Origin of the sequence: Micromonospora sp. NPDC005203 (genome assembly GCF_042872705.1) — a bacterium.
In the GTDB taxonomy this organism is placed as follows: Bacteria; Actinomycetota; Actinomycetes; order Mycobacteriales; family Micromonosporaceae; genus Micromonospora.
The window spans coordinates 1-22,422 of sequence record NZ_JBIAKV010000016.1 but is presented as its reverse complement, the minus strand read 5'-3'; the positions used below and the strand labels follow the sequence as shown (position 1 = coordinate 22,422).

Genomic DNA, 22,422 nt, shown 5'->3' with positions numbered 1-22,422 from the left:
CTCAGTCTGCCGCGATCCGCGCCGCGAAAAGCTGACGCACCCCCGGCTCGGCCCGCAACAGGCCCAGCGCCAACTCCGCGTGCCCCGGCACGTACCCGTTGCCCACCAGCATCGTCACGTCCGCCGCCAACCCCTCGGCGCCCAACGCCGCCGCGGAGAAGCTCGTCGCCATCGAGAAGAAGATCACCGTGCCGCCGTCCGCGGTGGCCAACACCGCCCCGTGCTCACACCCCGGCACGTCCACGCACACCACCGTGACGTCCGCCGGCGCCCCCAGGGCCGTGGTCACCGCCGTGGACAACCCCACCGGGTCCCGGGCGTCGGCCAACGCCACCACCGACGCCAGGCCGGCGGCCGTCAGCGCGTCGCGCTCCGCCGCCACCGGCACCACCCCGACGGTTCGCGCGGCACCGGCCCGCCGCGCCGCGGCGAGCGACAGCGACCCACTCTTGCCCGCCCCGCCGATCACCGCGACCCGCACCGGCGTCGGGTCACCGAGGCGACCGCGCTCCTCGACGTAGCGCGACACCACCCGGGCGGTCAGCGCGGGCGCCCCGCACACGTCCAGCACCGCCAGGGACAACTGCGGATCCTCGTCGTCGGGCAGCACCGCGGCGATGGACCGCGCGAACAGGATCGCCCACCCGTCACAGGGCACCTGCTCGCTGCGCCCGTCCCAGCGGGCCAACCCGTCGGTGATCACCAGGGGCGTCAGCGTCAACGACACCAGGGTCGCGACCCGCTCCCCCGCCCTGAGCCCGAGCGGGGAGCGCCGGCCGGCCTCCTCGACCGTGCCGATCAGCATGCCGCCGGACCCGGTCACCGGGTTCTGCATCTTCCCCCGGGTGGAGATGATCTCCAACACCTCGGCGCGGACCGCGTCGCCGTCCCCGCCGTGCTTCTCCGACAACTGCCGGAAGCTCGCCGCGTCCAGGTTGAGCCGCTGCACCCGGATCCGCACCTCGTTCGGCCCGATCGCCGCCGACGCGTCCAGGCGCCACGCCGCCTGCGGCAGCACCCCCGCCGGTTGCACGACACGGTGCAAGCCCACCGGTGACGTCACGCCAACCTCCCCCAGCCGCCGCCCGAAGCCCCCGGTCAAGGCTCGCGTAACGGGAAAACTTACGGCAGACTAGTTTCTGAACCGAATATTTTCCAGTAGCCTTCGGGCCTTGCTGATCAGCCGTAACACCGAGGAGGGGCCGTGACCCAGACCATGCCGCAACCCCGTCACGCCCCGGTCGCCGTACCGACCGCCGGGCAGCCCTACGAATACCACCGCCGCCCCCTGGTCGAACCGGACTGGACCCGTTTCCCCGGCTGGCGCCACATCACCCGCGACCAGTGGGAATCCGCCCAGTGGCAACGCGTCAACTGCGTCAAGAACACCAAGCAGCTGCGCGCCGTCTTCGGTGACCTCATCGACGACACCTTCTACGCCGACCTCGAGGCCGACCAGCAGGCCATGGCCACCATGTCCATGCTGGTGCCACCCCAAATGATCAACACGATGGTGCCGTTCGCGACCCCCACCACCGAGGCGCTGCTCGCCGACCCCATCCGCCGCTACATGATCCCGGTCGCCTCCGACCGACGCACCGACTGGCCCTCACACCCCTACGCCAGCCGCGACAGCCTCCACGAGCACGACATGTGGGTCGCCGAAGGCCTCACCCACCGCTACCCCACCAAGGTCCTCGCCGAGCTGCTCTCCACCTGCCCCCAGTACTGCGGGCACTGCACCCGCATGGACCTCGTCGGCAACTCCACCCCCGCCGTCGACAAACTGAAGCTCACCCTCAAGCCCGTCGACCGCTACGACGCCCACATCGCCTACCTCAAGGCCCACCCCGGCGTCCGCGACGTGGTCGTCTCCGGCGGCGACGTCGCCAACGTCCCCTGGCGCAACCTCGAGTCGTACCTCATGCGCCTGCTGGAACTGGAAACGGTCCGCGACATCCGGCTCGCCACCAAGGCCCTCATGGGCCTCCCCCAGCACTGGCTGCAACCCGACGTCGTCCAAGGCCTGGAACGAGTCGCCCGCACCGCCGCCCGCCGCGGCGTCAACCTCGCCATCCACACCCACGTCAATCACGCCCAGTCGCTCACCCCACTGGTCGCCAGGGCCGCCCAGACCGCCCTCGACGTCGGCGTCCGCGACGTCCGCAACCAGGGCGTCCTCATGCGCGGCGTCAACGCCACCACCCCGGAACTGCTCGACCTCTGCTTCGCCCTCCAGGGCGAAGCCGGGATCCTGCCGTACTACTTCTACATGTGCGACATGATCCCCAACGCCGAACACTGGCGGGTTCCGGTCTGGCACGCCCAGCAACTCCAGCACGACATCATGGGCTACCTCCCCGGCTACGCCACCCCCCGCATCGTCTGCGACGTGCCCTTCGTCGGCAAACGCTGGGTGCACATGCTCACCGACTACGACCGCGAGCGCGGCATCTCCTACTGGACCAAGAACTACCGCACCTCCATCGAATCCGCCGACCTGGAGGCGCTCAACAAGCGCTACGCCTACTACGACCCGATCGACACCCTCCCGGCCGACGGCCAGCAGTGGTGGACCGACCACCGCGACGACTGACCCACCGACGGCGACGCCCCGGACGGCCTCCCCCCCGAGGGCGTCGCCGCCCCTGCTAGAGAATCCTCAACCCCGGAACGCCACGCAGCACCGACGACTAGCGTCCACCACCATGAGACACCCGCAGCCGGCCCCCGACACGGGCACCGGCGACCGGGTCACCCTCGACGAAGTCTTCTTCGACGTCGTGTTCGTCCTCACCGTCACCCAACTCGCCCACGCCCTCGAAACACACCTCAACTGGGCCGGATTCGGCCGCAGCGCCCTGATCCTCGGCCTGCTCTGGTACCTCTACACCGGCTACGCCTGGCTCAACAACCACCTGCCACCCCGACAGAACGCCACCAAGCTGCTGCTCTTCGCCGGCATGGCCGGCTTCCTGCTCAGCGCCGTCGCCCTACCCGACGCCCTCACCGGCGGCGGCAAGCTCTTCGCCGTCGGCTACCTCGTCGTCGTCGCCGTGCACCTCATCCTTTTCCTGCACACCAACGCCCGCACCGGCGCACTGCGACTCGCCCCCTACAACCTCGCAGCCGCGCTCCTCGTCCTCGCCGCCGCCGCGTTCACCGGCCCCGCCGTACCCCCCCTCTGGGCCGCCGCCGTGTTCACCCAGTCCGTGCTGCCCTACCTGCTCCCCCGGCTGTCCTGGACCGGCGTTCCCGACGCCTTCCACCTGCGCCCCGCGCACTTCGTCGAACGACACGGACTGCTCGTCATCGTCGCCCTCGGCGAATCCGTCGTCACCATCGGCATGGGCGTACCCGCCGACGAGCTCACCGCCGCAACAGCCGCCTCGATCGTGCTCGCCCTCGCCGTACCCGTCGCCCTCTGGTGGACCTACTTCACCGACACCCGACCCGCCACGGCCACCCTGGCCGCCGCAGCACCCGCCGCTCGCAGCCAGCTGGCCGCCCGTACCTACGTGTTCCCCCACTTCCTGCTGCTGCTCGGCGTCATCGCGACGGTCGCCGGTCTGCATGCCGCCGTCGCCCGACCTGACGAGCCAGCCACCACTGGTGCCGCCCTGGCCCTCGGCGGCGGCGTCGCGCTCTACCTGGTCGGCATCGCCGCCGTGCGCCGCGCCCTACGCGTGCCTATCCCCCTGGCCCGACTCGTCGCCGCGGTGGCGGCGCTGACCACCGTCGCCATCGGCGTCACTCTTCCGGTGACCGTTCAGCTCGTCACCACCATCGCCATCCTGGTGCTGATGCTGGTGACCGACAGCCGGCGGTCCACCCGCCGCGGAGACGACGAGAGAACATCCCTCGAAGCGAAACGAGCGTAAGGCCCTGATTGCCCGGGCCAGTTCGACCTCGCCCACCACGAGATCGAACGACTCCTGCCGCCCGTCCGCGAAGCGGACCAGTACGCCCCGCCGACAGCCCACACCAGTCAGGCACTGATACCGGCGAGGACGAGGTCCGCGACCCTACCGATCACCCGGGCACCCGTCGTCGCCGGCAATCGCCGTAGCGACGCGATGGCCAGCAGACCAGCCCGGACGTCGTCCGCGCCGACGCCGTCGCGCAGCACACCCGCGGCCCGGGCCCGCCCGACCAGCACGTTCAACGCCTGCGCGTGCTCCCGCCGCTCCCGCTGGAACGCCTCACCCGGCCCCAACAACGCCTCGTTGAGCGCCCGGTCATGGATCTGCCGCTCGGCGAACTCCCGCACCACCCCCGACAGCGCCCGCCACGGGTCCGGGTCGTCGAGCGCGCGGCGCATCCGCACACCGCAGTCGTCCACCCGCTCGGCCAGGACCGTCGCCACCAACTCCGTACGTGTCGGGAAGTGCCGGTAGAGGGTCGCCACACCCACCCCCGCCCGTCGCGCCACCTCCCGCATGGGCACCTCGAGCCCCGCCGACGCGAACGCCTCCCGTGCCGCCGCCACCACCCGATCACGGTTGAACCGGGCATCGGCACGCTGCATCTGAGACATCTCCGACCGGCCTCCCTCTCACTTGACCCCACAGCGGAACAGCTGCTCCGTTTCCGGCCTACGGTACGACTACCACCCAGTCTTCCCAGGCAGAGGAGCCCCTGATGTTCGCCGTGCAGTACGACCGGTGCGGTGGCCCCGAGGTACTCCACCTCGGCACCACCGACGCGCCACGGCCCCGGGCCGGCCAGATCCGCATCCGCGTCCAGGCCGCCGGCGTCTCCCCCGTCGACGTCGGCCTCCGCGCCGGCCGCACCCCGATGAGCGCCCAACTGCCGTTGCCACACATCCCCGGCGTCGACGCGGCCGGCGTCGTCGACGAGATCGGCGACGACGTCGACGGCGTGACCCTCGGCGACCACGTCTTCGGCATCGTCGAGCTGGCCAGACTCGGCGGCGCGAGCGCACAGTTCGCGGTACTACAGCTCTGGGCGCACAAGCCCACCACCATGCCGTGGGCCCAGGCGGGCGCGGCGGGCACCAGCATCGAAACCGCCACCCGGGCCCTCGACCTGCTGGACCTACGACCCGGCATGACCCTCCTCGTCGACGGCGCTGCCGGCGGCGTCGGCAGCACCGCCGTCCAACTCGCCGCCGCCCGCGGCGTCCACGTCATCGGCACCGCCCGCGCCGACAACCACGATTTCCTCCGCCAACTCGGGGCGACACCGGTCACCTACGGCCCCGACCTCACCAACCGCCTCGACGCCCTGTGCGTCACCCCGATCGACCGCGCCCTCGACGTCGCCGGCGCCGGGTCCCTGCCCGAACTGCTCCACCTCACCGGCGACCCGGCAGCGGTGCTCACCCTGGCCGACTTCACCGCCCCCACCCACGGCGTCCGCCTGTCCATGGGGCAGCTGGCCGGCGAACCCGACGGCCGCCACGGCCTGCCCGCCGCCGCCGAACTGTTCACCGAGGGCCGGTTCAGGGTGCCGATCGAAGCGACCTTCCCGCTTGACAAGGCCGCCGACGCACACCAGACGGCCGAGCACGGATCCCGCCGCGGAAAGATCGTCCTGACCGTCGACGACGTGCGGGAGGGCTGAGCCTCAACCCTCGGCCAGCACCTCGGACAACGGTGCCGGCACCAGCCCTCGCTCCCGCAACCCCGCCAGGATGTGCGGCAACGCCTCATCCGTCATCGCCGCGTTCGCCTCGGTGACATGCATGATCACCACCGATCCGGGGCGAACGTGGTCCAACACCGCCCGCACCAACGGCTTCCACGCCGTCGCGAACGGATCGCCGCTGACCACGTCCCCGTCGACCACCGTCACACCCAGCGGCGCCAACGCGTCCAACGCCGCGGCGTCGTGGCACAACCCGGGGAACCGGAAGTACCGGGTCTGCCGACCCCCGTACGGCGCGATCACCTCGAACGTCTTCGCCACATCACCGGCCAGCTCGTCGACCGGCAACCGCGGCAGGTCGTAACAGTCGGCGGTGAACGCCGCGTGCCCGTAGGTGTGATTGGCCAACTCGAAGCGCGGATTGCCGGCGATCCGCCGGGTCACGTCCGGATACCGCTGCACCCACTTGCCGGTCAGGAAGAACGTCGCCGGCACCTCGTCCCGCTCCAGCAGGTCGAGGATGCGCAGGTTCGCGTACGACTTCACCCGGCCGGCCCGCAGGCTGGCCAGCATCCCGTCGGTCATGTCCGCGTCGAAGGTCAACGCGACCTTGGCGCCGGTCCGCGGCCCGTGATCGACCACCGGTGCCCGGGTCCCCATCCGCGTCGCCCCCGGCACTGTCAGCACTGTCGGTGCTGTCGGTGCTGTCGGTGCTGTCGGTGCTGTCGGTGCTGTCGGGGCTGTCGGGGCTGTCGGGGCTGGCTGGGCTGGCTGGGCTGGCTGGGCGCTGGCCGGCGAACCGACGAAGACCGGCCCGTCCGGCGGCGGCACGCGGGATGCCGTGCACGCGGCGCTGCCGACGACGACCACCGCAACCAGGACGCCACCCAACGGGCGAATCCAAGATCGAATCACGCAGCAGATCATCGCAGAAGTGAACGAGACTCACTGCCCCCCGGCACCGCCCCAGGCCGCCGAACTACCGTTGCGTCGCCGCTGATCGACTCGGGCTTCTTGATACCGGGCTGTCCCACCCGCCCGGACACCCCGACATCAGGAAACCAAGTCGAGCGGGCTCCGCCGAGCCCTCAGCGGGCTGCTACGCCGAGCCGCCGCGGGCTGTCACGCCGGGCCGCCGCGCGGGGCGTACATGATGACCGCCACGCCCAGCAGGCACAGCGTCGCACCGGCCAGGTCCCACCGGTCCGGACGGAAGCCGTCGACCACCATCGCCCAACCCAACGAGCCGGCCACGAACACCCCGCCGTACGCGGCCAGAATCCGGCCGAAGTTCGCGTCCGGTTGGAACGTGGCGACGAAGCCGTAACAGCCCAGCGCCACCACGCCGGCAGCGACCCACCACAGCCCGCGCTGCTCCCGCCAGCCCTGCCAGACCAGCCAGGCGCCGCCGATCTCGGCCACGGCGGCCAGTACGAACAACACCAGGGAACGCAGCACGGTCACCGGCCGACACTAACCGCAGCAAGCGACAGGTCCCCGGGCGGTCATGCCCCCCGGGGACCCGTGGACCGCTCAGGTCACTTCGTGAAGGAGTCCTTCATGTTGCGACCGGCGTCCTTGACGTTCTGACCGGCCTGCTTGGCGCGCGCGTCGCTCTCCTGGCTGGCGCCCTCGCCACGCATCCGCTCGTTGTCGGTCATGTCGCCGACGCGCTCACGTGCTGCGCCGGCCATCTGCTCGACCTTGTTCTTGGCCTTCTCGGTGAAGCTCATCGCGCCTCCTCGGTCTGGCGGTTGTCCTCGTTCGCTTGCCCGGTCTCTGGGTGCCGAAACCGGTGGTGCCGGTCGGCACACCCGCTACAGCATCCTAGGAAGATAGGTTGAGGCAGGGTCGCCTGCCGGCGACGGCCACGGTGGTTAACTGGCCGTATGGGAGAGCTCCTGCTGATCCGGCACGGCGAGACCACCTGGAGCGCCAGCCTCCGGCACACCTCGTACACCGACCTTGAGCTGACCCCCGACGGCGAGCGGCAGGCCCGCACCCTCGCCGCCTTCCTCGCCTGCCGGCGGTTCGCGACAGTGCTGGCCAGCCCCCGCGCCCGGGCGCTGCGCACCGCGCAGCTGGCCGGGCTCACCGTCGACGGAGTCGACGAGGACCTCAGCGAGTGGAACTACGGCGAGTACGAGGGCCGCACCACCGTCGACATCCACGCCGACGACCCGCACTGGAACATCTGGACCGACGGCTGCCCCGGCGGAGAGTCACCCGCGCAGGTGGGCGAACGGCTCGACCGGGTGCTCGCACGCGTCACCCCACTGCTCGACCGGGGCACCGTCGCGCTTGTCGGCCACGCGCACAGCCTGCGCGTGCTCGGCGCTCGCTGGATCGGCCTGCCCCCGTCCGCCGGCGGACGACTGCGCCTGGAAACCGCCACGGTCAGCGCGCTCGGTCACGAGCACGGCCGGCAGGTCATCCTGCGGTGGAACCAGCCGGCTCCTCCGGCGCCCGGGACCGCGACCGACTCGATACCGCAGCGGTGACCTTCGGCGGCCGGTTCTCGTACGGGGTGGACAGCACCACGGTCGTCCGGGTCGTCACGTTCGCCGAGGTGCGGATCTCCTGGAGCAACCGCTCCAGGTCGGTGGGGCTGGCCACCCGCACCAACAACATGTAGAAGTCCTCCCCCGCCACCGAGTAGCAGGAGTCGATCTCGGGCAGGTGCGCGAGACGCTCCGGCGCGTCGTCCGGCTGCGACGGGTCGAACGGGCGGATCGCCACGAACGCCGTCAGGGGCAGGTCCAGCGCCTCGAACGACACCCGCGCGGCGTACCCCTTGATCACCCCACGCTGCTCCAGCCGGCGCACCCGCTGGTGCACGGCGGACACCGACAGCCCCACCTTCTCGGCCAGGTCGGTGTACGACAGTCGGCCGTCGGCGGTCAGCGCGGCGACGATGGCGCGGTCGATCTCCTCCACGGCGTGCAACCTACCGGGAAAACCGCCGCACGGCGACGCGGCACCCGAGCGGCGGGCCGCGGCGGATTCGCCGCGGCCCCACCAGCCCGCGTCGACCTCAGCCCTGGGCGAGTGCCCGGGAGATCACCAGGCGCTGGATCTGGTTGGTGCCCTCCACGATCTGCAACACCTTGGCCTCGCGCATGTACCGCTCCACCGGGTGATCGGCCACGTAGCCGGCGCCGCCGAGCACCTGGACCGCGTCGGTGGTCACCCGCATCGCCATGTCGGTGGCGAAGAGCTTCGCCTTGGCCGCCTCGATCCCGTACGGGCGGCCGGCGTCGCGCAGCCGGGCCGCGGCGAGGGTCAACGCGCGGGCGGCGGAGATCTGGGTGGCCGCGTCGGCGAGGAGGAACCCGAGGCCCTGGAAGTCGATGATGGAACGGCCGAACTGCTGCCGCTCCCGAGCGTAGGAGACCGCGTAGTCCAACGCCGCCTGGGCCAGCCCGACCGCGCAGGCGGCGATGCCCAGGCGACCGGAGTCGAGCGCGGACATGGCGATGGTGAAGCCCGCGCCCTCACCGCCGATCAGCCGGTCGGCCGGCACCCGCGCCTCGTCGAAGACGATCTGCGCCACCGGCGAGGCGCGCAGCCCCATCGTCCGTTCGGCCGCCTGCGGGCTGATGCCAGCCGTGCCCGCGTCGGCGAGCAGGCAGGAGATCCCCTTCGGCCCGGGTCCGCCGGTGCGGCAGAAGATGTTGTAGAAGTCGGCCGTCCCCGCATGGGTGATCCACGCCTTGGTGCCGGACACCAGGTACGCGTCCCCGTCGCGAACCGCCCGGGTGCTCAGCGCGGCCGCGTCCGAGCCGCCCTGCGGCTCGGAGAGGCAGTACGCGCCCAGCAGCTCGCCGCCGATCATGTCCGGCAGCAGTTTGCGCTGCTCGTCGGTGCCGAACGCGAACACCGGGTAACAGGCCAGGGTGTGCACGCTGACCGCCTCGGCGACCGCGAGCCAGCGGCTGGCCAGGATCTCCAGCACCTGCAGGTACACCTCGTACGGCTGGGCCGCGCCGCCGTACTCCTCGGGGTAGGGCAGGCCGAGCAGGCCGGCGCGGCCCAGGGTCCGGAGCAGGCCGCGGGGGAACTCGGCGCGCTCCTCGAAGGCGGCGGCGTTCGGCGCGAGCTCGCGATCGGCGAGCTCGGTGGCGAGACCCAGCAGGTCGTGGGCCTCGTCGGTGGGGAGGATCCGGTCGACAGTCATAGCGCGATGAGCTCCGTGGGGGTGGTGTTGAGCCGTTGCACGCCGTCTGTGGTGCAGACGACGATGTCCTCGATGCGGGCGCCGTGCCGGCCCGCCAGGTAGATGCCCGGCTCGATGGAGAACGCCATTCCGGCCTCGACCGGGCGGTCGTTGCCCGCCACCAGGTAGGGCTCCTCGTGACCGTCGAGACCGATGCCGTGGCCGGTGCGGTGCAGGAACGCGCGGCCGTAGCCGGCGGCGGCGATCGGGTCCCGGGCTGCGGCGTCGGCCGCCGTCGCGGTGATCCCGGGCCGCACCGCGGCGACGGCGGCGCGCTGGGCGTCGTGCAGCACCGCGTAGTAGTCCAGGAAGTCCGCCGGCGCCGGCCCGCCCGCCACGTAGGTGCGGGTGCAGTCCGAGCGGTATCCCGAGGCCATCGTGCCGCCGATGTCGACCACCACGGGCTCGCCGACGCCGATCGGCCGGTCCGAGGTGCCGTGGTGCGGGCTGGCGCCGTTCGGCCCGGCCGCCACGATGACGAAGTCGACCCGGACGTGTCCGGCGGCCCGGATCGCCGCGGCGATGTCGGTGGCGACCTCGGCCTCGGTGCGCCCGGGGCGCAGCCACTGCCCCATCCGCAGGTGCACCTCGTCGATCGCCGCGCCGGCCTCGGCGAGCGCGGCCACCTCCGCCGGGGACTTGCGCACGCGCAGCTCGCCCAGGACCTCGCCGGCGAGGTGTTGCGCGGCGCCGGGCAGGGCGGCGCGCAGCGCGAGGACCTGCTCGGCCCACATCCGGTCGGCCAGCCCCACCGCCGCCGGCGGGCCGTCGAGGGCGGCGACGACAAGCGGGTACGGGTCGGTGCCGTCGAGGTGGTCGACGATGCGGACGCCGGTGGACGGTGCCGCCTCGGCCGCCGGGCGTTCCAGCCTGGGCACGATGAGGGTCGGCTCGCCCTGGGCGGGCAGCACCAGGCAGGTCAGCCGCTCCCCCGCGTGGGCGTCGTAGCCGGTCAGGTACCGCAGGTCGGAACCGGGGGTGAGCAGCAGGGCGTCCAGCCCCGCAGCGGCGGTGGCGCGCTGCGCGGCGATCAGCCGATCCGGCGGGTACAGCTCGTCGAGTCCCACCCCATCAGCTTAACGGTCGTTTGGGTAAACCCCCATATCGGCACCAGTGCCGGGGGAATTCACAGATGTTGATTGACGCGGACAGTTAACATTCTTTAAGATTTGGCTACCTCGAGGCCCACCCGTTCCTGCGTCCCGCACCGCCCGCCCGCGACAACCCGCGTGGGCGGGTGTCGTCCCCCGCCCACGGGAAGGCCCCCGATGTCCTCACCACTGCGCCGCGCCCTCGCCGCCGGCCTCCTCGCGCTGGCTACCGCCGGCGCCACCCTCACCGTCACCTCCACCGCCGCGCAGGCCGCGGTGCTGCCGAACAACTTCAAGAGCGTCGGCTACATGCCCTCCTGGGCCGGCAACATCAACACCATTCAGTACAACAAGCTCACCCACATCAACTACGCCTTCATCCTGCCCAACGCCGACGGCAGCCTGCAGGGAGTCGACGGGGGCCGGCTCTCCTCGCTGGTCTCGCAGGGACACGCCAACAACGTCAAGGTCTCGATCGCGGTCGGCGGCTGGAACGACGGCAACGACTCGGCCTTCGAAGCCCTGGCGGCCAACTCCGGCAGCCGGACCAACTTCGTCAACAACCTGGTCAACTTCGTCAACCAGTACAACCTCGACGGCGTCGACATGGACTGGGAGTACCCCGACCCGGGCACCTCGGCCAACAACTACACGGCGCTCATGACGCAGCTCGGCAGCGCCATGCACAGCCGCGGCAAGCTGCTCACCGCCGCCGTGGTCTCCGAGGGCGGCAGCGTGCAGGGCGTGCAGACCGCCGTCTTCAACCAGGTCGACTGGCTCAACATCATGGCGTACGACGGCGGCAGCCCACACGCCAACTACGACTGGTCGATCAACAGCATCAACCTGTGGAAGGCGCGCGGCCTGCCGGCCAGCAAGGCGGTGCTCGGCATCCCCTTCTACAGCCGCCCGGTGTACTACAACTACTCGTACATCGTCGGCCTGGACCCGGCGAACGCCAACCGGGACTGCGCCACCATCGGCGGGTCACAGCAGTGCTGGAACGGCATCCCGACGGTCAAGCGCAAGACGCAGTGGGCGCTGGCCAACGCCGGCGGCGTGATGAACTGGGAGTTGAGCCAGGACACCAGCGGCTCGACCTCACTGCTCAGCGCGATGTACGACACCATCATGGGCGGCACCACCCCGCCGCCGACCGGGCGTACCGGCCGGATCACCGGCCTCGGCGGCAAGTGCGTCGACGTGGCCGCGGCCAGCACCGCCAACGGCGCCGCCATCCAGCTCTACGGCTGCAACGGCACCACCGCGCAGACCTGGACGGTGGCCAGCGACAGCACGCTGCGGGCCCTCGGTAAGTGCGCCGACATCGCCAGCGGTTCCACCGCCAACGGCGCGAAGGTCCAGCTCTGGGAGTGCAACGGCAGCGGCGCCCAGGTGTGGCAGGCGCAGTCCAACGGCACGTTGCGCAACCCGCAGTCGAACAAGTGCCTGGACGTCACGGACAACAGCTCCGCCGACGGCACCCGGCTGCAGATCTGGGACTGCTTCGCCGGCGCCAACCAGCGCTGGACTCTCCCGGCCTGACCGGCATGGTCCGGGTCCCCGGTCGACGCCCAGGCGTCAACCGGGGACCGCCGCGTGTTCCCGGGCCAGGGTGAGCATCTCCTGCACCGAGCCGGCCGGGTCGGTGACCGGGAACTGCACGGCGCGCACCACCGCCGACGGGTCGACGAGCAGCGTCAGCCGCTTGAACCGGGTCACCCCGCCGGCTCGGAAGACCGGCAGCAGCAGGCCCGCGGCCAGGCGGCCATCCTCGTCGGACAGCAGCGGAAACGGCAGTTCGGCGTACGCGGCGAAGTCGGCGAGCTGGTCCGGGCGCTGGGTGCTGATCCCGTGCACCCGCACCCCCACGGCCTGGAAGTCCGGGTGACGCGTGGCGTACGTGCGCGACTCCAGGGTGCAGCCCCGGGCGCCGGGGATCTCCCCCCAGCCCGGCGGATAGCCGGGCGTCCCCGGCGCGTACGCCCCGGGGAAGAGGTAGAGGACCGCCCAGGTGCCCATCGTGGCCAACGCAACCGGCCGACCGTCGGGACCGGGCAGGGCTACCTTGGGCAGTCGCCGCCCGACCAGGTGGTGCGCCCGGTGCGCCTCGGCGGAGTCGGCGTCGGCCGTCGCGGTCAGATCGCCGTCACCCATGAGGTGCCTCGTTCCCCAGTCCTGTAGGGCGATCAGCACCGGCAGCAGCCCCTCGCCCCGAGGAGTGAGCAGGTAGTCGTAGCGCGGTGGGTGCCGCGAGTAGGACCGACGCTCCAGCACCCCGTGCTGCACCAGGGCGGCGAGGCGTTCGGTCAGCGCCCGCCGGCTGACGCCCAGCTCGCGTTGCAGCGCGTCGAAGCGGGTCGTTCCCCCGGCGACGTCGCGCACGATGAGGAACGTCCACCAATCCCCCAGCACGCCGAGCGCCTGCGCGATGCCGCAGTCCGCATCGGCGAGATCCTCTCGCCGCACCCGTTACCTCCGTCGGTCCCCACCGACTATAGTGCGTTCCAGATTGGAACGCACCAGTCCGACGAACGGGGGCCGACGACGTGCGCGTCGACGATCGGGCCGGAATCTTCTGGCGCTGGTGGACCGCCGGCACGACCAGCATGGTCGGGTCGGCGGTCGGCTCGGTGGCCCTGCCGCTGACCGCGCTCACCGTGCTCGACGCCTCCGCGTTCCAGCTGGGCGTGATCACCGCGGCCAGCTACGTCGCCTGGCTCGTGATCGGGCTGCCCGCCGGCGTCATCGTGCAACGCCTGCCGCTACGCGGCGCCCAGGTGGGTGCCGACCTGGCCCGCGCGGTCGCCGTCGCGTCCATACCGCTTGTCTGGTGGTGGGGGCACCTCACCGTCGCTCACCTGGTGGTCACCGCGCTCGTGGTCAGCTTCGCCAACGTGCTCTTCGACGTGGCCAACTCGACCTTCCTGCCCAGCATCGTGGAACGGGAGCAGTTGCAGTCGCGCAACAGCCTCACGTCGGGCACCCACGCCGTGACCCTGCTCAGCGGCCCGTCCCTCGGCGGGCTCGCGGTGCAGACGCTCGGCGCGGTGCCCACCCTGCTCGTCGACTCGGCCAGCTACCTCGTCTCGGCGGCACTGCTGCGCACGCTGCCCGCCGGTCGGGTCGACGCGCCGGACCGCTGGCCGCCGGTCGGCGAACTGATCCGCGCCGGCTGGCGTTTCGTCGCGCACCACCCGGTGATCGGACCGAGCATGTGGGCCGCGACAGCGATGAACCTCGTCTGCGGCGCACAGCTCGCGCTCTTCCCGCTCTACCTGGTCCGCGAGCTGAACGCACCAGTCGGCCTGGTCGGGGTGCTGCTCGCCGTCGAGGGAGTCGGCGCGTTGGTCGGGGCCGCGCTCACCACGCCCATCACCGCGCGGATCGGCACCGCCCGAGCGTTGCTCGCCGCCGCGTTCACCACGGTCGCCGGGTCGTTCCTGCTCCCCTGGGGCACCGGCTGGCCGGCGTACGCCGCCTTCGCCACCGGCAGCGTCGTCTTCTCCCTCGGGACGGTGGTGCTGAGCGTGACCACCCGGACGTACCGGCAGATCGCCAGCCCTCCCGAGCTGCTCTCCCGGGTGATGGCCGCCGTGCGGTTCTTCTCCTGGGGCGCGATCCCGGTCGGCGGGCTGGTCGCCGGCGCGCTGGCCGGCCCGCTCGGCGCCCGCGCCACCCTGTTCGTCTTCGCGGCGACACTGGTGTGCGCGCCGCTGGTGCTGCTGCTCTCCCCCGTCCGCAACCTGCGCGACCTCACCGACCACGACGAACCACGCCCGGTCGCGTCGCCCGTCGCCGCCGTTCGGCGGTGACCGCGCCACCGCAGGAGGCACTCTCGGCGAGCCGCGGCGACGACGGCCGTGTCGCCGCCGATCACCCGGCGCGCGACGCCGCCATCCGCAACGCGGTCGCGGAGTCCGGCGGGCCGAGCACGATCCACGAGCCGTCGGCGAAGAGCAGGGCGAGACGTCCGATCATGCCGCCGGGCAGCGCGTCGAGGCGGACCAACGACTCCAGACCCACCTGCCAGGCCACCTCCAGTGGCGCGTCGCGGTCCGCCGGGCCGGGCCCCTGCCAGGCCGCCCGCACCTGGCTGGCCGCCGCCGACAGGCGATCCCGCAGACCGCCACCGGCGGCCGGCTGCGTCCCCACCGGTCGCGCGCGGCGGCGGAGCACCAACACCCGGCGGTGTGTCAACGCCAGGACCCGCACCACGCTGGGGTCGGGCAACTGCTCGTCCAGCCCGACCGCCAACGAACCCGGCGGACCGCCGAGCACCCCGTTGCGGGCCGTCTCGTACCACTCCACCCCCGGCCCGGTGGATGCGCTCACCCCGACGGCATCCCCGGCCAGCCCCTCCGCCACCCGCAGCGGGTTGAACGCCGCACGGAACACCTCCCCCGCCGACCGGCGGCCCGGGACGCGGCCCACCCAGCACGCCTCCCGCAGGGTCTCGCCCGGCGCCAACACGGCTCGCACCTGAGTGAGCAGCTCTGCTCGGCGCGCCGCCGGCTCGTCCATCGACCCTCCCCGCGTCTCGGCACCCGGCCGGCTGCCGGGTCCGTCCTGACGCGGCTGCGCGACGAGCGTATCGATGACGATCCGACCTGGCTGCCCCGACGCGACGGCGTGGCCAGGTCACCCCACAGGCGCCGCGATTTCCCGTTCGACCGGGCGGACGGGGCCATAGCCTGGACCCGGGATGCCCGCGCGGGCGTCGCCGGCCGGGAGGATCACGTGGCACCGAACGAGGGGGACCGGGCGGCGACCCGCCGACGCCGCCAACTGTGGGCGGGAGTGCTCGCGCTCGTCGGCCTGGTCCTGCTGATCATCGGTGTCACCGCGGCCGACGGCGTCGCGGCCTGGGTCGAGGTGCTGGTCGCGATCCTGCTGCTGGTGACCAGTTACGTCGTGCAGCACCTGGCCCGGCGCGCGACCGTCTACCGGCACGACGAGCGGCGCTGACACCGCCGACGGCCGGGCGTACCCCGGATCGTCGGAGGCTTGTGCCAGGCTGTCCGGCGTGGCACACCGACCCCCGATCCTGCTGATCGACGCAGCCAGCCTCTACTTCCGGGCCTACTTCGGCATCCCGGAGTCCGCCGCCCGCACCGAGGACGGCACCCCGGTCAACGCGGTGCGTGGCTTCCTCGACATGCTGGCCACCCTCATCCGCGGACGCGGCGCCGACCGGATGGTGTGCGCCCTGGACCACGACTGGCGTCCCGCCTGGCGGGTCGATCTGCTGCCCTCCTACAAGGCGCACCGGGTCGCCCCGCAGGGCGGCGAGATCGTTCCGGACACCCTGTCCCCGCAGGTGCCGATGATCCTGGAGGTGCTCGCCGCGGTCGGCATCACCGCGGTCGGGGCGACCGGCTACGAGGCCGACGACGTGCTCGGCACGCTCTCGGTCACCCAGCCGGGCCCGGTCGAGGTGGTCTCCGGCGACCGGGACCTGTTCCAGCTCATCGACGACGCGCGGCCGGTCCGGCTGCTCTACGTGGGGCGCGGCGTCAGCAAGCTCGACGACTGCGACGACGCGGCGGTCCGGTCCCGCTACGGCGTGCCCGCCGACCGGTACGCCGACTTCGCCGCGCTGCGCGGCGACCCCAGCGACGGGTTGCCCGGCGTGGCGGGCGTCGGCGAGAAGACCGCGGCCCGGCTCATCCAGCGCTACGGCGACATCGCCGGCATCCTGGCCGCGCTCGACGACTCCGACTCGTCGTTCGCACCGGGCCTGCGTACCAAGCTGGCCGCGGCCCGCGACTACCTGGCCGTCGCGCCCACGGTGGTCCGGGTCGCGCTGGACGTGCCGCTGCCGGAGCTGCCCACCGCGCTGCCGAGCGCGCCTGTCGATCCGGACCGGCTGCTCGAGCTCGCCGGCCGCTGGAACCTGGCCGGCTCCACCCGCCGGCTGGTGGACGCCCTCGCCGCCCGCGCCGACGGCTGACCGTCGAGGCGGTTGCGCCGGCCGGCGTGGTGCGGGGCGCGGAAGGTGGCCACTGTCATCGTTCGGCTCACCAGGGATGCGCAGGTCAGGCTCGTCGAACTCTACTTGATCTTTCGGGTGGACCGGACCACGACGCCCTCGTACTCCGGGTGTTTGACCAGCCAGTCGGCGAGGAACGGACAGATGGGTACGACCGTCCGCTTCCTGGCCCGCGCGTCGTCCATCACCGCGCGGGCCAGGGTCGAGCCGACGCCCCTGCCCTCGAACGCCGGGTCGACCTCGGTGTGGGTGTAGGCGATGATGCTGCCGGTCAACTGGTAGGTGACAAACCCGGCGACCGTCCCCGCCTCGTCGCGCGCCTCGAATCGCTCCCGCTCCGGCGCGTCTGTCACGGTGATCTGCATCCGGTCATCCAACCACCCGCCGCGCCACCGCTCGCCGCGCGGCCGAGGTCAGGTGACGCCGCGCGCATTGTCCCGGCGGTAACGGGAAACGCAGCGCCGCCGGCCGAGACGCGGGAGGAGGCGTGCCAGGTGACGAACCCATCGACAGACCGCGGCTTCGCCGTCGTGGAGATGTTCACCTCGCAGGGCTGCTCAAGCTGCCCTCCGGCGGAGGAGGTGCTGACCGAGATCGAGCGTGACGCCCGGGATCGGGGACAGCCGGTCTTCGCCCTCGGGTTCCACGTCGACTACTGGGACGACCTGGGCTGGCCCGACCGTTTCGCGGACGGGGCGTACAGCGCACGGCAGGAGGCGTACGCCCGCGCCTTCGGCACCGGACGTCTGTACACACCGCAGATGGTCGTCAACGGCAGCGTCGAGTTCGTCGGATCGGACCGACGGCGTGCGGCGGGTGCGATCGCGTCCGCCCTCGCGTCGAGCGCCACCACAGCGGTCACGCTCCGGACAGCGGACCTCGGCGGGCGGGTGGCGGTGGACTACCAGTGCGCGCCGCCGCCGGAGGGCGCGGTGCTGCACGTGGCGATCGTGGAACGTGGCCTGGACAGCGAGATCGCCCGGGGGGAGAACGCCGGGCGGACGCTACGGCAGGACAATGTCGTCCGCGCCTTCACGTCGGTGGACCTGCGCGCCGAGCGGGGACGGGTGGAGGTGGCGACACCACCCGATCTCGATCCTCGCGGGGCCTCGGTGGTCGGCTACGTGCAGCAGGACGGTAACCGGGCCGTCATCGGCGCCGCCGCCGTCGACCTGTCCACCGCGTAATCTCGGCACATGCTGATCGGGTGTGGTGCGGGGGGCCTCGGTGGCTGACGCCGATGACGTACGCCGGGTGGCGCTGGCACTGCCGCACACGGTGGAGATCCCCAGTGACGGCTTCGACTTCCGGGTGGCGGACAAGGGCTTCATCTGGTCCTACCCGGAGCGCGTCCCCGGACAGCCCCGGGTGCTCCGACTCGACATCGCCGTGCTGTTCGTCGGCGACGAGGCCGAGAAGCAGGCGCTCGTGCTCGGCGAGCCCGACCTCTTCTTCACCACACCCGGCTACGCCGGACTGCCCCTGGTGCTGGTGCGGTTGGCGGCGGTCGATCTGGAGCGGTTGCGCGAGCTGGTGACCGACGCGTGGCGGATGCGCGCGCCCGAGGCGCTCCTGGGCGACCTCGACGACGCTGGCGCGCCGGTCGTCGCGTCGGACGCGGGCGCTGGCGGTTAGCGACATCAGCACGCAACGGGTTTGACACATTGACGGGGATCTAGGTACTCCACTACCGTTGCCGTGAGAGCGCTCTCTCGCCTGACCTTCTCCCTAATTCAGACGCAACGCGTCGGACCCGGCACCTGCCGCACCCCGGCGCGCGATGGAGGCACCATGACACCTCCCGTCCCCCACCGCCGCTGGGCCCTGGCCATCGCGACCGCCCTGGCCCTGGTCGTCGGCGGTCTCACGATCCCCGTCACCCGCGCCGCCGAGGCCGCACCTGTCGGCGCCGGCAGCTACACCACCACCGCAGTCGGCGCGCTCCCCAGCGGCTGCGGCGCGATGGCCAGCAACCCCCGGCAGTTCGCCACCGCCAACGCACCCGCCGGGCCGATCCCCACCAACGACTGGTGGTCCTCCCTGCTGTGGAAGCGCACCGACTGCTCCTTCAGCGAACCCCTGCACGCCCACCCGATCTCGTACGACACCTTCACCGACGGCCTGGGCTTCTCCGCCAACTCCACACCTACCATCAGCGGCACCGCGACCGGCGTCGGTGAATACCACTACCCCTACGTGCAGGACATCCGGGTCGGCGTGGCCGGGCTCGGCGCACCCCAGGTCAGGGTGGACGGCTGGACCGACTGGACGGTCAGCCCACACTGGAGCGACGGCACCCGCACCATGCGCGCCACCATCGGCCACGGGCTGCCCTTCGCGTACTTCCAGACCACCGGCGGAGACGCGGTGATCGGCACCGCCGGCACCCCCGACGTGTGGTCCGCCAGCGGCGCCACCATCGGGTTCCGGGTCAACGGGCACGACTACGTCGCGTACGCGCCCAGCGGCGCCAGCTGGACCGTCGCCGGTGGTCGGATCTCGTCCACCCTCGCCGGCCGGGGCTACTTCTCGGTGGCCCTGCTGCCACCGACGTCCAGCGCCACGGAGCGCGCCGACCTGGCCGCGACCTACGGCCGGTACGCCCACGCCCACGTGACCGGCACCCAGGTGTCGTACGCGTACAACCCGTCGACCAGCGGCCTGACCACCACGTACGCGTTCACCACGACCGCCCGGGAGGGCTCTGCCACACAGACCGTGGTCAGTCTCTACCCGCACCAGTGGAAGTCGCTGAGCGGGTCCACCGCCATCACCCCGACCTACCCGTCGGCGCGCGGCCGGATGAAGGTGCTCACCGGCGTCAACCAGTTCCGCACCGCCATGACGTTCCAGGGCGTCCTGCCGGAGTTGCCGGCCGTCGGCGACGGCAGCGGAAGCGATCTGGCCACGTTGAACAGCCAACTGGCCGCCACCCGCGCGAACCCGATGGACCAGCGCGGCAACGACACGTACTGGACCGGCAAGGGGCTCGGCCGGGCCGCGCGAATCGCCGAGATCGCCGACCAGGTCAACGACACCACGACGCGCGACAGCGCGCTGAACGCGATCCGCGGCACGCTCACCGACTGGTTCACCGCGTCCAGCGGCAAGACCAGCCGGGTCTTCTACTACGACAACAACTGGGGCACCCTGATCGGCTATCCGGCGTCGTACGGCTCCGACCAGGAACTCAACGACCACCACTTCCACTACGGCTACTTCATCGCCGCCGCCGCCACGCTCGCCAAGTTCGACCCGACGTGGGCCACCGCCAGCCGCTACGGCGGCATGGTGGACCTGCTGATCCGCGACGCCAACAACTACCAGCGCGACGACACCCGCTTCCCCTACCTGCGGGACTTCGACATCTACGCCGGCCACGACTGGGCGTCCGGGCACGGCTCGTTCGGTTCCGGAAACAACCAGGAGTCCTCATCCGAGGGGATGAACTTCGCCAACGCCCTGATCCAGTGGGGGCAGGTCACCGGCAACACCGCCGTCCGTGACGCCGGTGTCTTCCTCTACACCACGCAGGCCGCCGCCATCCAGGAATACTGGTTCGACTCCAGCGACCAGAACTTCCCCGCCGCCTTCGGGCACTCCACGGTCGGCATGGTCTGGGGCGACGGCGGCGCGTACGCCACCTGGTTCAGCGGCGAACCGGAGATGATCCAGGGCATCAACCTGCTGCCGGTCACCGGTGGACACCTCTACCTGGGCAACAACCCGGCGTACGTGCGGACCAACTACGCCGAACTGGTCCGCAACAACGGCGGGCAACCGACGGTGTGGCAGGACATCCTCTGGCAGTTCCAGGCCCTCGGTGACCCCGACGCGGCGCTGGCGAACCTCCGCGCGAACCCCGGCTACACCCCGGAGGAGGGCGAGAGCCGGGCACACACCTTCCACTGGATCCGCAACCTCGCGGCCCTCGGGTCCGTCGACACGACGGTGACCGGCAACCACCCGCTGTCGGCGGTGTTCTCCCGCAACGGGGCACGCACCTACGTGGCCTCGAACCCGACCGCCGCGCCGATCACCGTGACGTTCTCCAATGGCACCAGACTCACCGTGGCGGCGGGCCGGACGGCAACCACCGGGGCGTACACCTGGAGTGGAGGCAACGCGTCCGGCGGCGTACCGCCGACCACCCCACCCACGACCGCGCCACCGACCACGGCGCCACCCACGACGGCGCCACCGACCACCGCGCCACCCACCACCGCGCCACCCACGACCGCGCCACCGACCACCTCGCCGCCGACCTCGGGCGGTCCCACCCGGTACCTGCTGCCCGGGGGCGGGTTGGGCGCGGCCGGTAGCGCGGCCACGACGACGGTCGCGGCAGCCAACGGCAACCACGACGGTACGCCCACCAACGCCCAGGTCTTCACGGCGACCGGCCTGAACCTCGCCTACTCCGGCGGGCAGACCGCGTTCGACCTGCTCGTGGATGCCGGGACGGCGGTTGGCAACGGCGTGCAGGTGCGGATCTCCTACGACCTCACCGGCAACGGCAGTTGGGACCGGGTGGAGACCCTGCGCTACTTCGCGACCGACCCGGTCCCGGGCTACGAGCGCTACACCCAGAGCACCGGCCTGGCCTCGGCCACCGGCACGTTGGGCACGTTGAGCAACGGCACGGTCCGGGTGGAGATCTGGTCCGCGATCGGCAACAACCCCAGCACCGTGGGCATCGGCAACCAGTCGGTGGTGCGGCTGCCGTACTCCTGATCGGCTCGTCCAGCGCGAACGGGCGGGGGGGGGGGGGGGGGGGCGGGGCCCCCCCCCCCCCCCCCCCGGGGGGGGGGGGGGGGGGGGGGGGGGGGGGGGGGGGGGGGGGGGGGGGGGGGGGGGCGCCCCCCCCCCCCGGCCCGCCCCCCCCCGCCGCGCCCCCCCCCCCCCCCCCCCCCCCCCCCCCCCCCCCCCCCCCCCCCGACGGGGGGACGGGTCGGTCAGTCGCGCTCGGTCAGGAGGCGGTGCAGGTGGGCGTCAGACCAGCCCCGCTGCCGGTGCCCTGGAAGCCGAACTCGGTGACCTGACCGGCGCCGAGCCGGCCGTTGTAGTTGACGTTGGCGAACCGCACCGTGCCGGTGGAACCACTGGCCGTCGCACTCCAGGTGTTGGTGACACTCGCACCACCGGGCAGCGTGACGCTGACGTTCCAGCCGTTCGTGCCGGCCGCGCCGGCGGTGACCTTGACGCTGGCCACGAAACCACCGGTCCACGAGTTCAGTGACACCGATGCGGTGCAACCACCCGGCGGAGGGGTCGTCGGCGGAGGAGTCGTGGGCGACGGGCTCGTCGGCGGAGGGCTCGTCGGCCCCGGGGTCGTCGGCCCCGGCGTCGTGGGCGACGGGGTGATGCCCGGGCCGGCGTTGAGGGCGTTCAGAACGCTCGTGTACGCGGCCTTCTTGTTCCCACTGCACTCGAAGAGCAGGGCGTTGTCCGACCCACGCCACGAGTCACAGTCGCGCACACCCCAGGTGGTGATGCCGGTGCAGCGGGAGACC

At 72.1% G+C, this 22,422-nt stretch carries 22 protein-coding genes and 1 pseudogene; 11 read left to right on the top strand and 12 right to left on the bottom strand.

What is annotated here, in order from left to right:
- Position 1: 1 nt before the first annotated feature.
- Positions 2-1,051, bottom strand: a complete 1,050-nt coding sequence (locus ACFYPM_RS27375; protein WP_387203034.1) for a zinc-binding alcohol dehydrogenase — start codon at positions 1,049-1,051, stop codon at positions 2-4.
- Between the two features lie 165 nt (positions 1,052-1,216).
- Here ACFYPM_RS27375 and ACFYPM_RS27370 point away from each other — a divergent pair, with 165 nt between their 5' ends.
- Together ACFYPM_RS27370 and ACFYPM_RS27365 are read left to right on the top strand one after the other, a co-directional pair.
- Positions 1,217-2,596 carry a KamA family radical SAM protein gene (locus tag ACFYPM_RS27370; protein WP_387203031.1) on the top strand — a complete coding sequence of 460 codons (1,380 nt, stop codon included), beginning with the start codon at positions 1,217-1,219 and terminating at the stop codon, positions 2,594-2,596.
- Between the two features lie 112 nt (positions 2,597-2,708).
- Positions 2,709-3,881, top strand: coding sequence for a low temperature requirement protein A (locus ACFYPM_RS27365; protein ID WP_387202680.1), 1,173 nt, complete (start codon positions 2,709-2,711; stop codon positions 3,879-3,881).
- A 107-nt stretch (positions 3,882-3,988) separates the two neighbouring features.
- Here ACFYPM_RS27365 and ACFYPM_RS27360 read toward each other — a convergent pair whose 3' ends face one another.
- Complete coding sequence (locus ACFYPM_RS27360) at positions 3,989-4,528, bottom strand: TetR/AcrR family transcriptional regulator (RefSeq protein WP_387202677.1); 540 nt, start codon at positions 4,526-4,528, stop codon at positions 3,989-3,991.
- Positions 4,529-4,641: 113 nt separating this feature from the next.
- On the opposite strand from ACFYPM_RS27360, the gene ACFYPM_RS27355 reads away from it, so the two are divergent.
- Positions 4,642-5,586: an NADP-dependent oxidoreductase gene (locus tag ACFYPM_RS27355; RefSeq protein ID WP_387202674.1), complete on the top strand. Its 945-nt coding sequence runs from the start codon at positions 4,642-4,644 to the stop codon at positions 5,584-5,586.
- Between the two features lie 3 nt (positions 5,587-5,589).
- On the opposite strand, the gene ACFYPM_RS27350 is transcribed toward ACFYPM_RS27355, so the two are convergent.
- From ACFYPM_RS27350 to ACFYPM_RS27340, 3 genes are all read right to left on the bottom strand, one after another.
- A complete protein-coding gene (locus ACFYPM_RS27350) occupies positions 5,590-6,288 on the bottom strand; it encodes a polysaccharide deacetylase family protein (RefSeq protein ID WP_387202671.1) in 699 nt (232 codons plus the stop codon).
- A 444-nt stretch (positions 6,289-6,732) separates the two neighbouring features.
- Positions 6,733-7,074: a YnfA family protein gene (locus tag ACFYPM_RS27345; protein ID WP_387202668.1), complete on the bottom strand. Its 342-nt coding sequence runs from the start codon at positions 7,072-7,074 to the stop codon at positions 6,733-6,735.
- Positions 7,075-7,148: 74 nt separating this feature from the next.
- Complete coding sequence (locus ACFYPM_RS27340) at positions 7,149-7,343, bottom strand: CsbD family protein (protein ID WP_124856785.1); 195 nt, start codon at positions 7,341-7,343, stop codon at positions 7,149-7,151.
- A 156-nt stretch (positions 7,344-7,499) separates the two neighbouring features.
- Between ACFYPM_RS27340 and ACFYPM_RS27335 the strand changes: the two genes are divergently transcribed.
- A complete protein-coding gene (locus ACFYPM_RS27335; RefSeq protein WP_387202665.1) occupies positions 7,500-8,111 on the top strand; it encodes a histidine phosphatase family protein in 612 nt (203 codons plus the stop codon).
- Here the strand turns inward: ACFYPM_RS27335 and ACFYPM_RS27330 are convergent.
- The 3 genes from ACFYPM_RS27330 to ACFYPM_RS27320 all read right to left on the bottom strand — a co-directional run bounded on the left by ACFYPM_RS27330 (position 8,041) and on the right by ACFYPM_RS27320 (position 10,893).
- Positions 8,041-8,547, bottom strand: coding sequence for an Lrp/AsnC family transcriptional regulator (locus ACFYPM_RS27330; protein WP_387202662.1), 507 nt, complete (start codon positions 8,545-8,547; stop codon positions 8,041-8,043). The genes ACFYPM_RS27335 and ACFYPM_RS27330 overlap by 71 nt on opposite strands.
- A gap of 97 nt (positions 8,548-8,644) precedes the next feature.
- Positions 8,645-9,787 carry an acyl-CoA dehydrogenase family protein gene (locus ACFYPM_RS27325; protein ID WP_387202659.1) on the bottom strand — a complete coding sequence of 381 codons (1,143 nt, stop codon included), beginning with the start codon at positions 9,785-9,787 and terminating at the stop codon, positions 8,645-8,647.
- Positions 9,784-10,893: a M24 family metallopeptidase gene (locus ACFYPM_RS27320; protein ID WP_387202656.1), complete on the bottom strand. Its 1,110-nt coding sequence runs from the start codon at positions 10,891-10,893 to the stop codon at positions 9,784-9,786. Before ACFYPM_RS27320 ends, ACFYPM_RS27325 begins: the two co-directional genes overlap by 4 nt.
- Positions 10,894-11,094: 201 nt before the next feature.
- Here ACFYPM_RS27320 and ACFYPM_RS27315 point away from each other — a divergent pair, with 201 nt between their 5' ends.
- Positions 11,095-12,462 carry a glycosyl hydrolase family 18 protein gene (locus ACFYPM_RS27315; RefSeq protein WP_387202653.1) on the top strand — a complete coding sequence of 456 codons (1,368 nt, stop codon included), beginning with the start codon at positions 11,095-11,097 and terminating at the stop codon, positions 12,460-12,462.
- 36 nt (positions 12,463-12,498) lie between these two features.
- Here the strand turns inward: ACFYPM_RS27315 and ACFYPM_RS27310 are convergent, their stop codons facing one another.
- Positions 12,499-13,386: a winged helix-turn-helix transcriptional regulator gene (locus ACFYPM_RS27310; RefSeq protein ID WP_387202651.1), complete on the bottom strand. Its 888-nt coding sequence runs from the start codon at positions 13,384-13,386 to the stop codon at positions 12,499-12,501.
- An 80-nt stretch (positions 13,387-13,466) separates the two neighbouring features.
- Between ACFYPM_RS27310 and ACFYPM_RS27305 the strand changes: the two genes are divergently transcribed.
- The gene (locus ACFYPM_RS27305; protein WP_387202648.1) at positions 13,467-14,732 is read left to right on the top strand and encodes an MFS transporter; all 1,266 of its coding nucleotides are present in this window, start codon (positions 13,467-13,469) and stop codon (positions 14,730-14,732) included.
- Positions 14,733-14,793: 61 nt separating this feature from the next.
- Here the strand turns inward: ACFYPM_RS27305 and ACFYPM_RS27300 are convergent, their stop codons facing one another.
- Positions 14,794-15,441: a hypothetical protein gene (locus ACFYPM_RS27300; RefSeq protein WP_387202645.1), complete on the bottom strand. Its 648-nt coding sequence runs from the start codon at positions 15,439-15,441 to the stop codon at positions 14,794-14,796.
- 216 nt (positions 15,442-15,657) lie between these two features.
- On the opposite strand from ACFYPM_RS27300, the gene ACFYPM_RS27295 reads away from it, so the two are divergent.
- Both ACFYPM_RS27295 and ACFYPM_RS27290 read left to right on the top strand, forming a co-directional pair.
- Positions 15,658-15,885 (top strand): hypothetical protein, encoded by a 228-nt coding sequence (locus tag ACFYPM_RS27295; RefSeq protein ID WP_387202642.1) that lies wholly within the window; start codon positions 15,658-15,660, stop codon positions 15,883-15,885.
- A gap of 58 nt (positions 15,886-15,943) precedes the next feature.
- Positions 15,944-16,870 (top strand): 5'-3' exonuclease H3TH domain-containing protein, encoded by a 927-nt coding sequence (locus tag ACFYPM_RS27290; RefSeq protein WP_387202639.1) that lies wholly within the window; start codon positions 15,944-15,946, stop codon positions 16,868-16,870.
- 101 nt (positions 16,871-16,971) lie between these two features.
- On the opposite strand, the pseudogene ACFYPM_RS27285 reads toward ACFYPM_RS27290, so the two are convergent.
- A pseudogene (locus ACFYPM_RS27285) lies at positions 16,972-17,289 on the bottom strand (GNAT family N-acetyltransferase); the annotation flags it as partial.
- A 114-nt stretch (positions 17,290-17,403) separates the two neighbouring features.
- Here ACFYPM_RS27285 and ACFYPM_RS27280 point away from each other — a divergent pair.
- The 3 genes from ACFYPM_RS27280 to ACFYPM_RS27270 all read left to right on the top strand — a co-directional run bounded on the left by ACFYPM_RS27280 (position 17,404) and on the right by ACFYPM_RS27270 (position 21,643).
- A complete protein-coding gene (locus tag ACFYPM_RS27280; RefSeq protein WP_387202636.1) occupies positions 17,404-18,096 on the top strand; it encodes a DUF1223 domain-containing protein in 693 nt (230 codons plus the stop codon).
- Between the two features lie 40 nt (positions 18,097-18,136).
- On the top strand, positions 18,137-18,544 hold the full coding sequence (locus ACFYPM_RS27275; RefSeq protein ID WP_387202633.1) for an MmcQ/YjbR family DNA-binding protein: 408 nt from the start codon (positions 18,137-18,139) through the stop codon (positions 18,542-18,544).
- Between the two features lie 156 nt (positions 18,545-18,700).
- The gene (locus tag ACFYPM_RS27270; protein WP_387202630.1) at positions 18,701-21,643 is read left to right on the top strand and encodes a glycosyl hydrolase; all 2,943 of its coding nucleotides are present in this window, start codon (positions 18,701-18,703) and stop codon (positions 21,641-21,643) included.
- Between the two features lie 235 nt (positions 21,644-21,878).
- On the opposite strand, the gene ACFYPM_RS27265 is transcribed toward ACFYPM_RS27270, so the two are convergent.
- On the bottom strand, positions 21,879-22,422 hold a 544-nt coding region (locus ACFYPM_RS27265), incomplete at its 5' end, for a cellulose binding domain-containing protein (protein WP_387202627.1).

Bases quoted from the DNA above. Each gene is read 5' to 3' on its own strand.
- ACFYPM_RS27300 (WP_387202645.1), bottom strand. From the start codon at position 15,441: ATGGACGAGCCGGCGGCGCGCCGAGCAGAGCTGCTCACTCAGGTGCGA.
- ACFYPM_RS27270 (WP_387202630.1), top strand. From the start codon at position 18,701: ATGACACCTCCCGTCCCCCACCGCCGCTGGGCCCTGGCCATCGCGACC.
- ACFYPM_RS27335 (WP_387202665.1), top strand. From the start codon at position 7,500: ATGGGAGAGCTCCTGCTGATCCGGCACGGCGAGACCACCTGGAGCGCC.
- ACFYPM_RS27360 (WP_387202677.1), bottom strand. From the start codon at position 4,528: ATGCAGCGTGCCGATGCCCGGTTCAACCGTGATCGGGTGGTGGCGGCG.
- ACFYPM_RS27325 (WP_387202659.1), bottom strand. From the start codon at position 9,787: ATGACTGTCGACCGGATCCTCCCCACCGACGAGGCCCACGACCTGCTG.
- ACFYPM_RS27365 (WP_387202680.1), top strand. From the start codon at position 2,709: ATGAGACACCCGCAGCCGGCCCCCGACACGGGCACCGGCGACCGGGTC.
- ACFYPM_RS27355 (WP_387202674.1), top strand. From the start codon at position 4,642: ATGTTCGCCGTGCAGTACGACCGGTGCGGTGGCCCCGAGGTACTCCAC.
- ACFYPM_RS27315 (WP_387202653.1), top strand. From the start codon at position 11,095: ATGTCCTCACCACTGCGCCGCGCCCTCGCCGCCGGCCTCCTCGCGCTG.
- ACFYPM_RS27340 (WP_124856785.1), bottom strand. From the start codon at position 7,343: ATGAGCTTCACCGAGAAGGCCAAGAACAAGGTCGAGCAGATGGCCGGC.
- ACFYPM_RS27370 (WP_387203031.1), top strand. From the start codon at position 1,217: ATGCCGCAACCCCGTCACGCCCCGGTCGCCGTACCGACCGCCGGGCAG.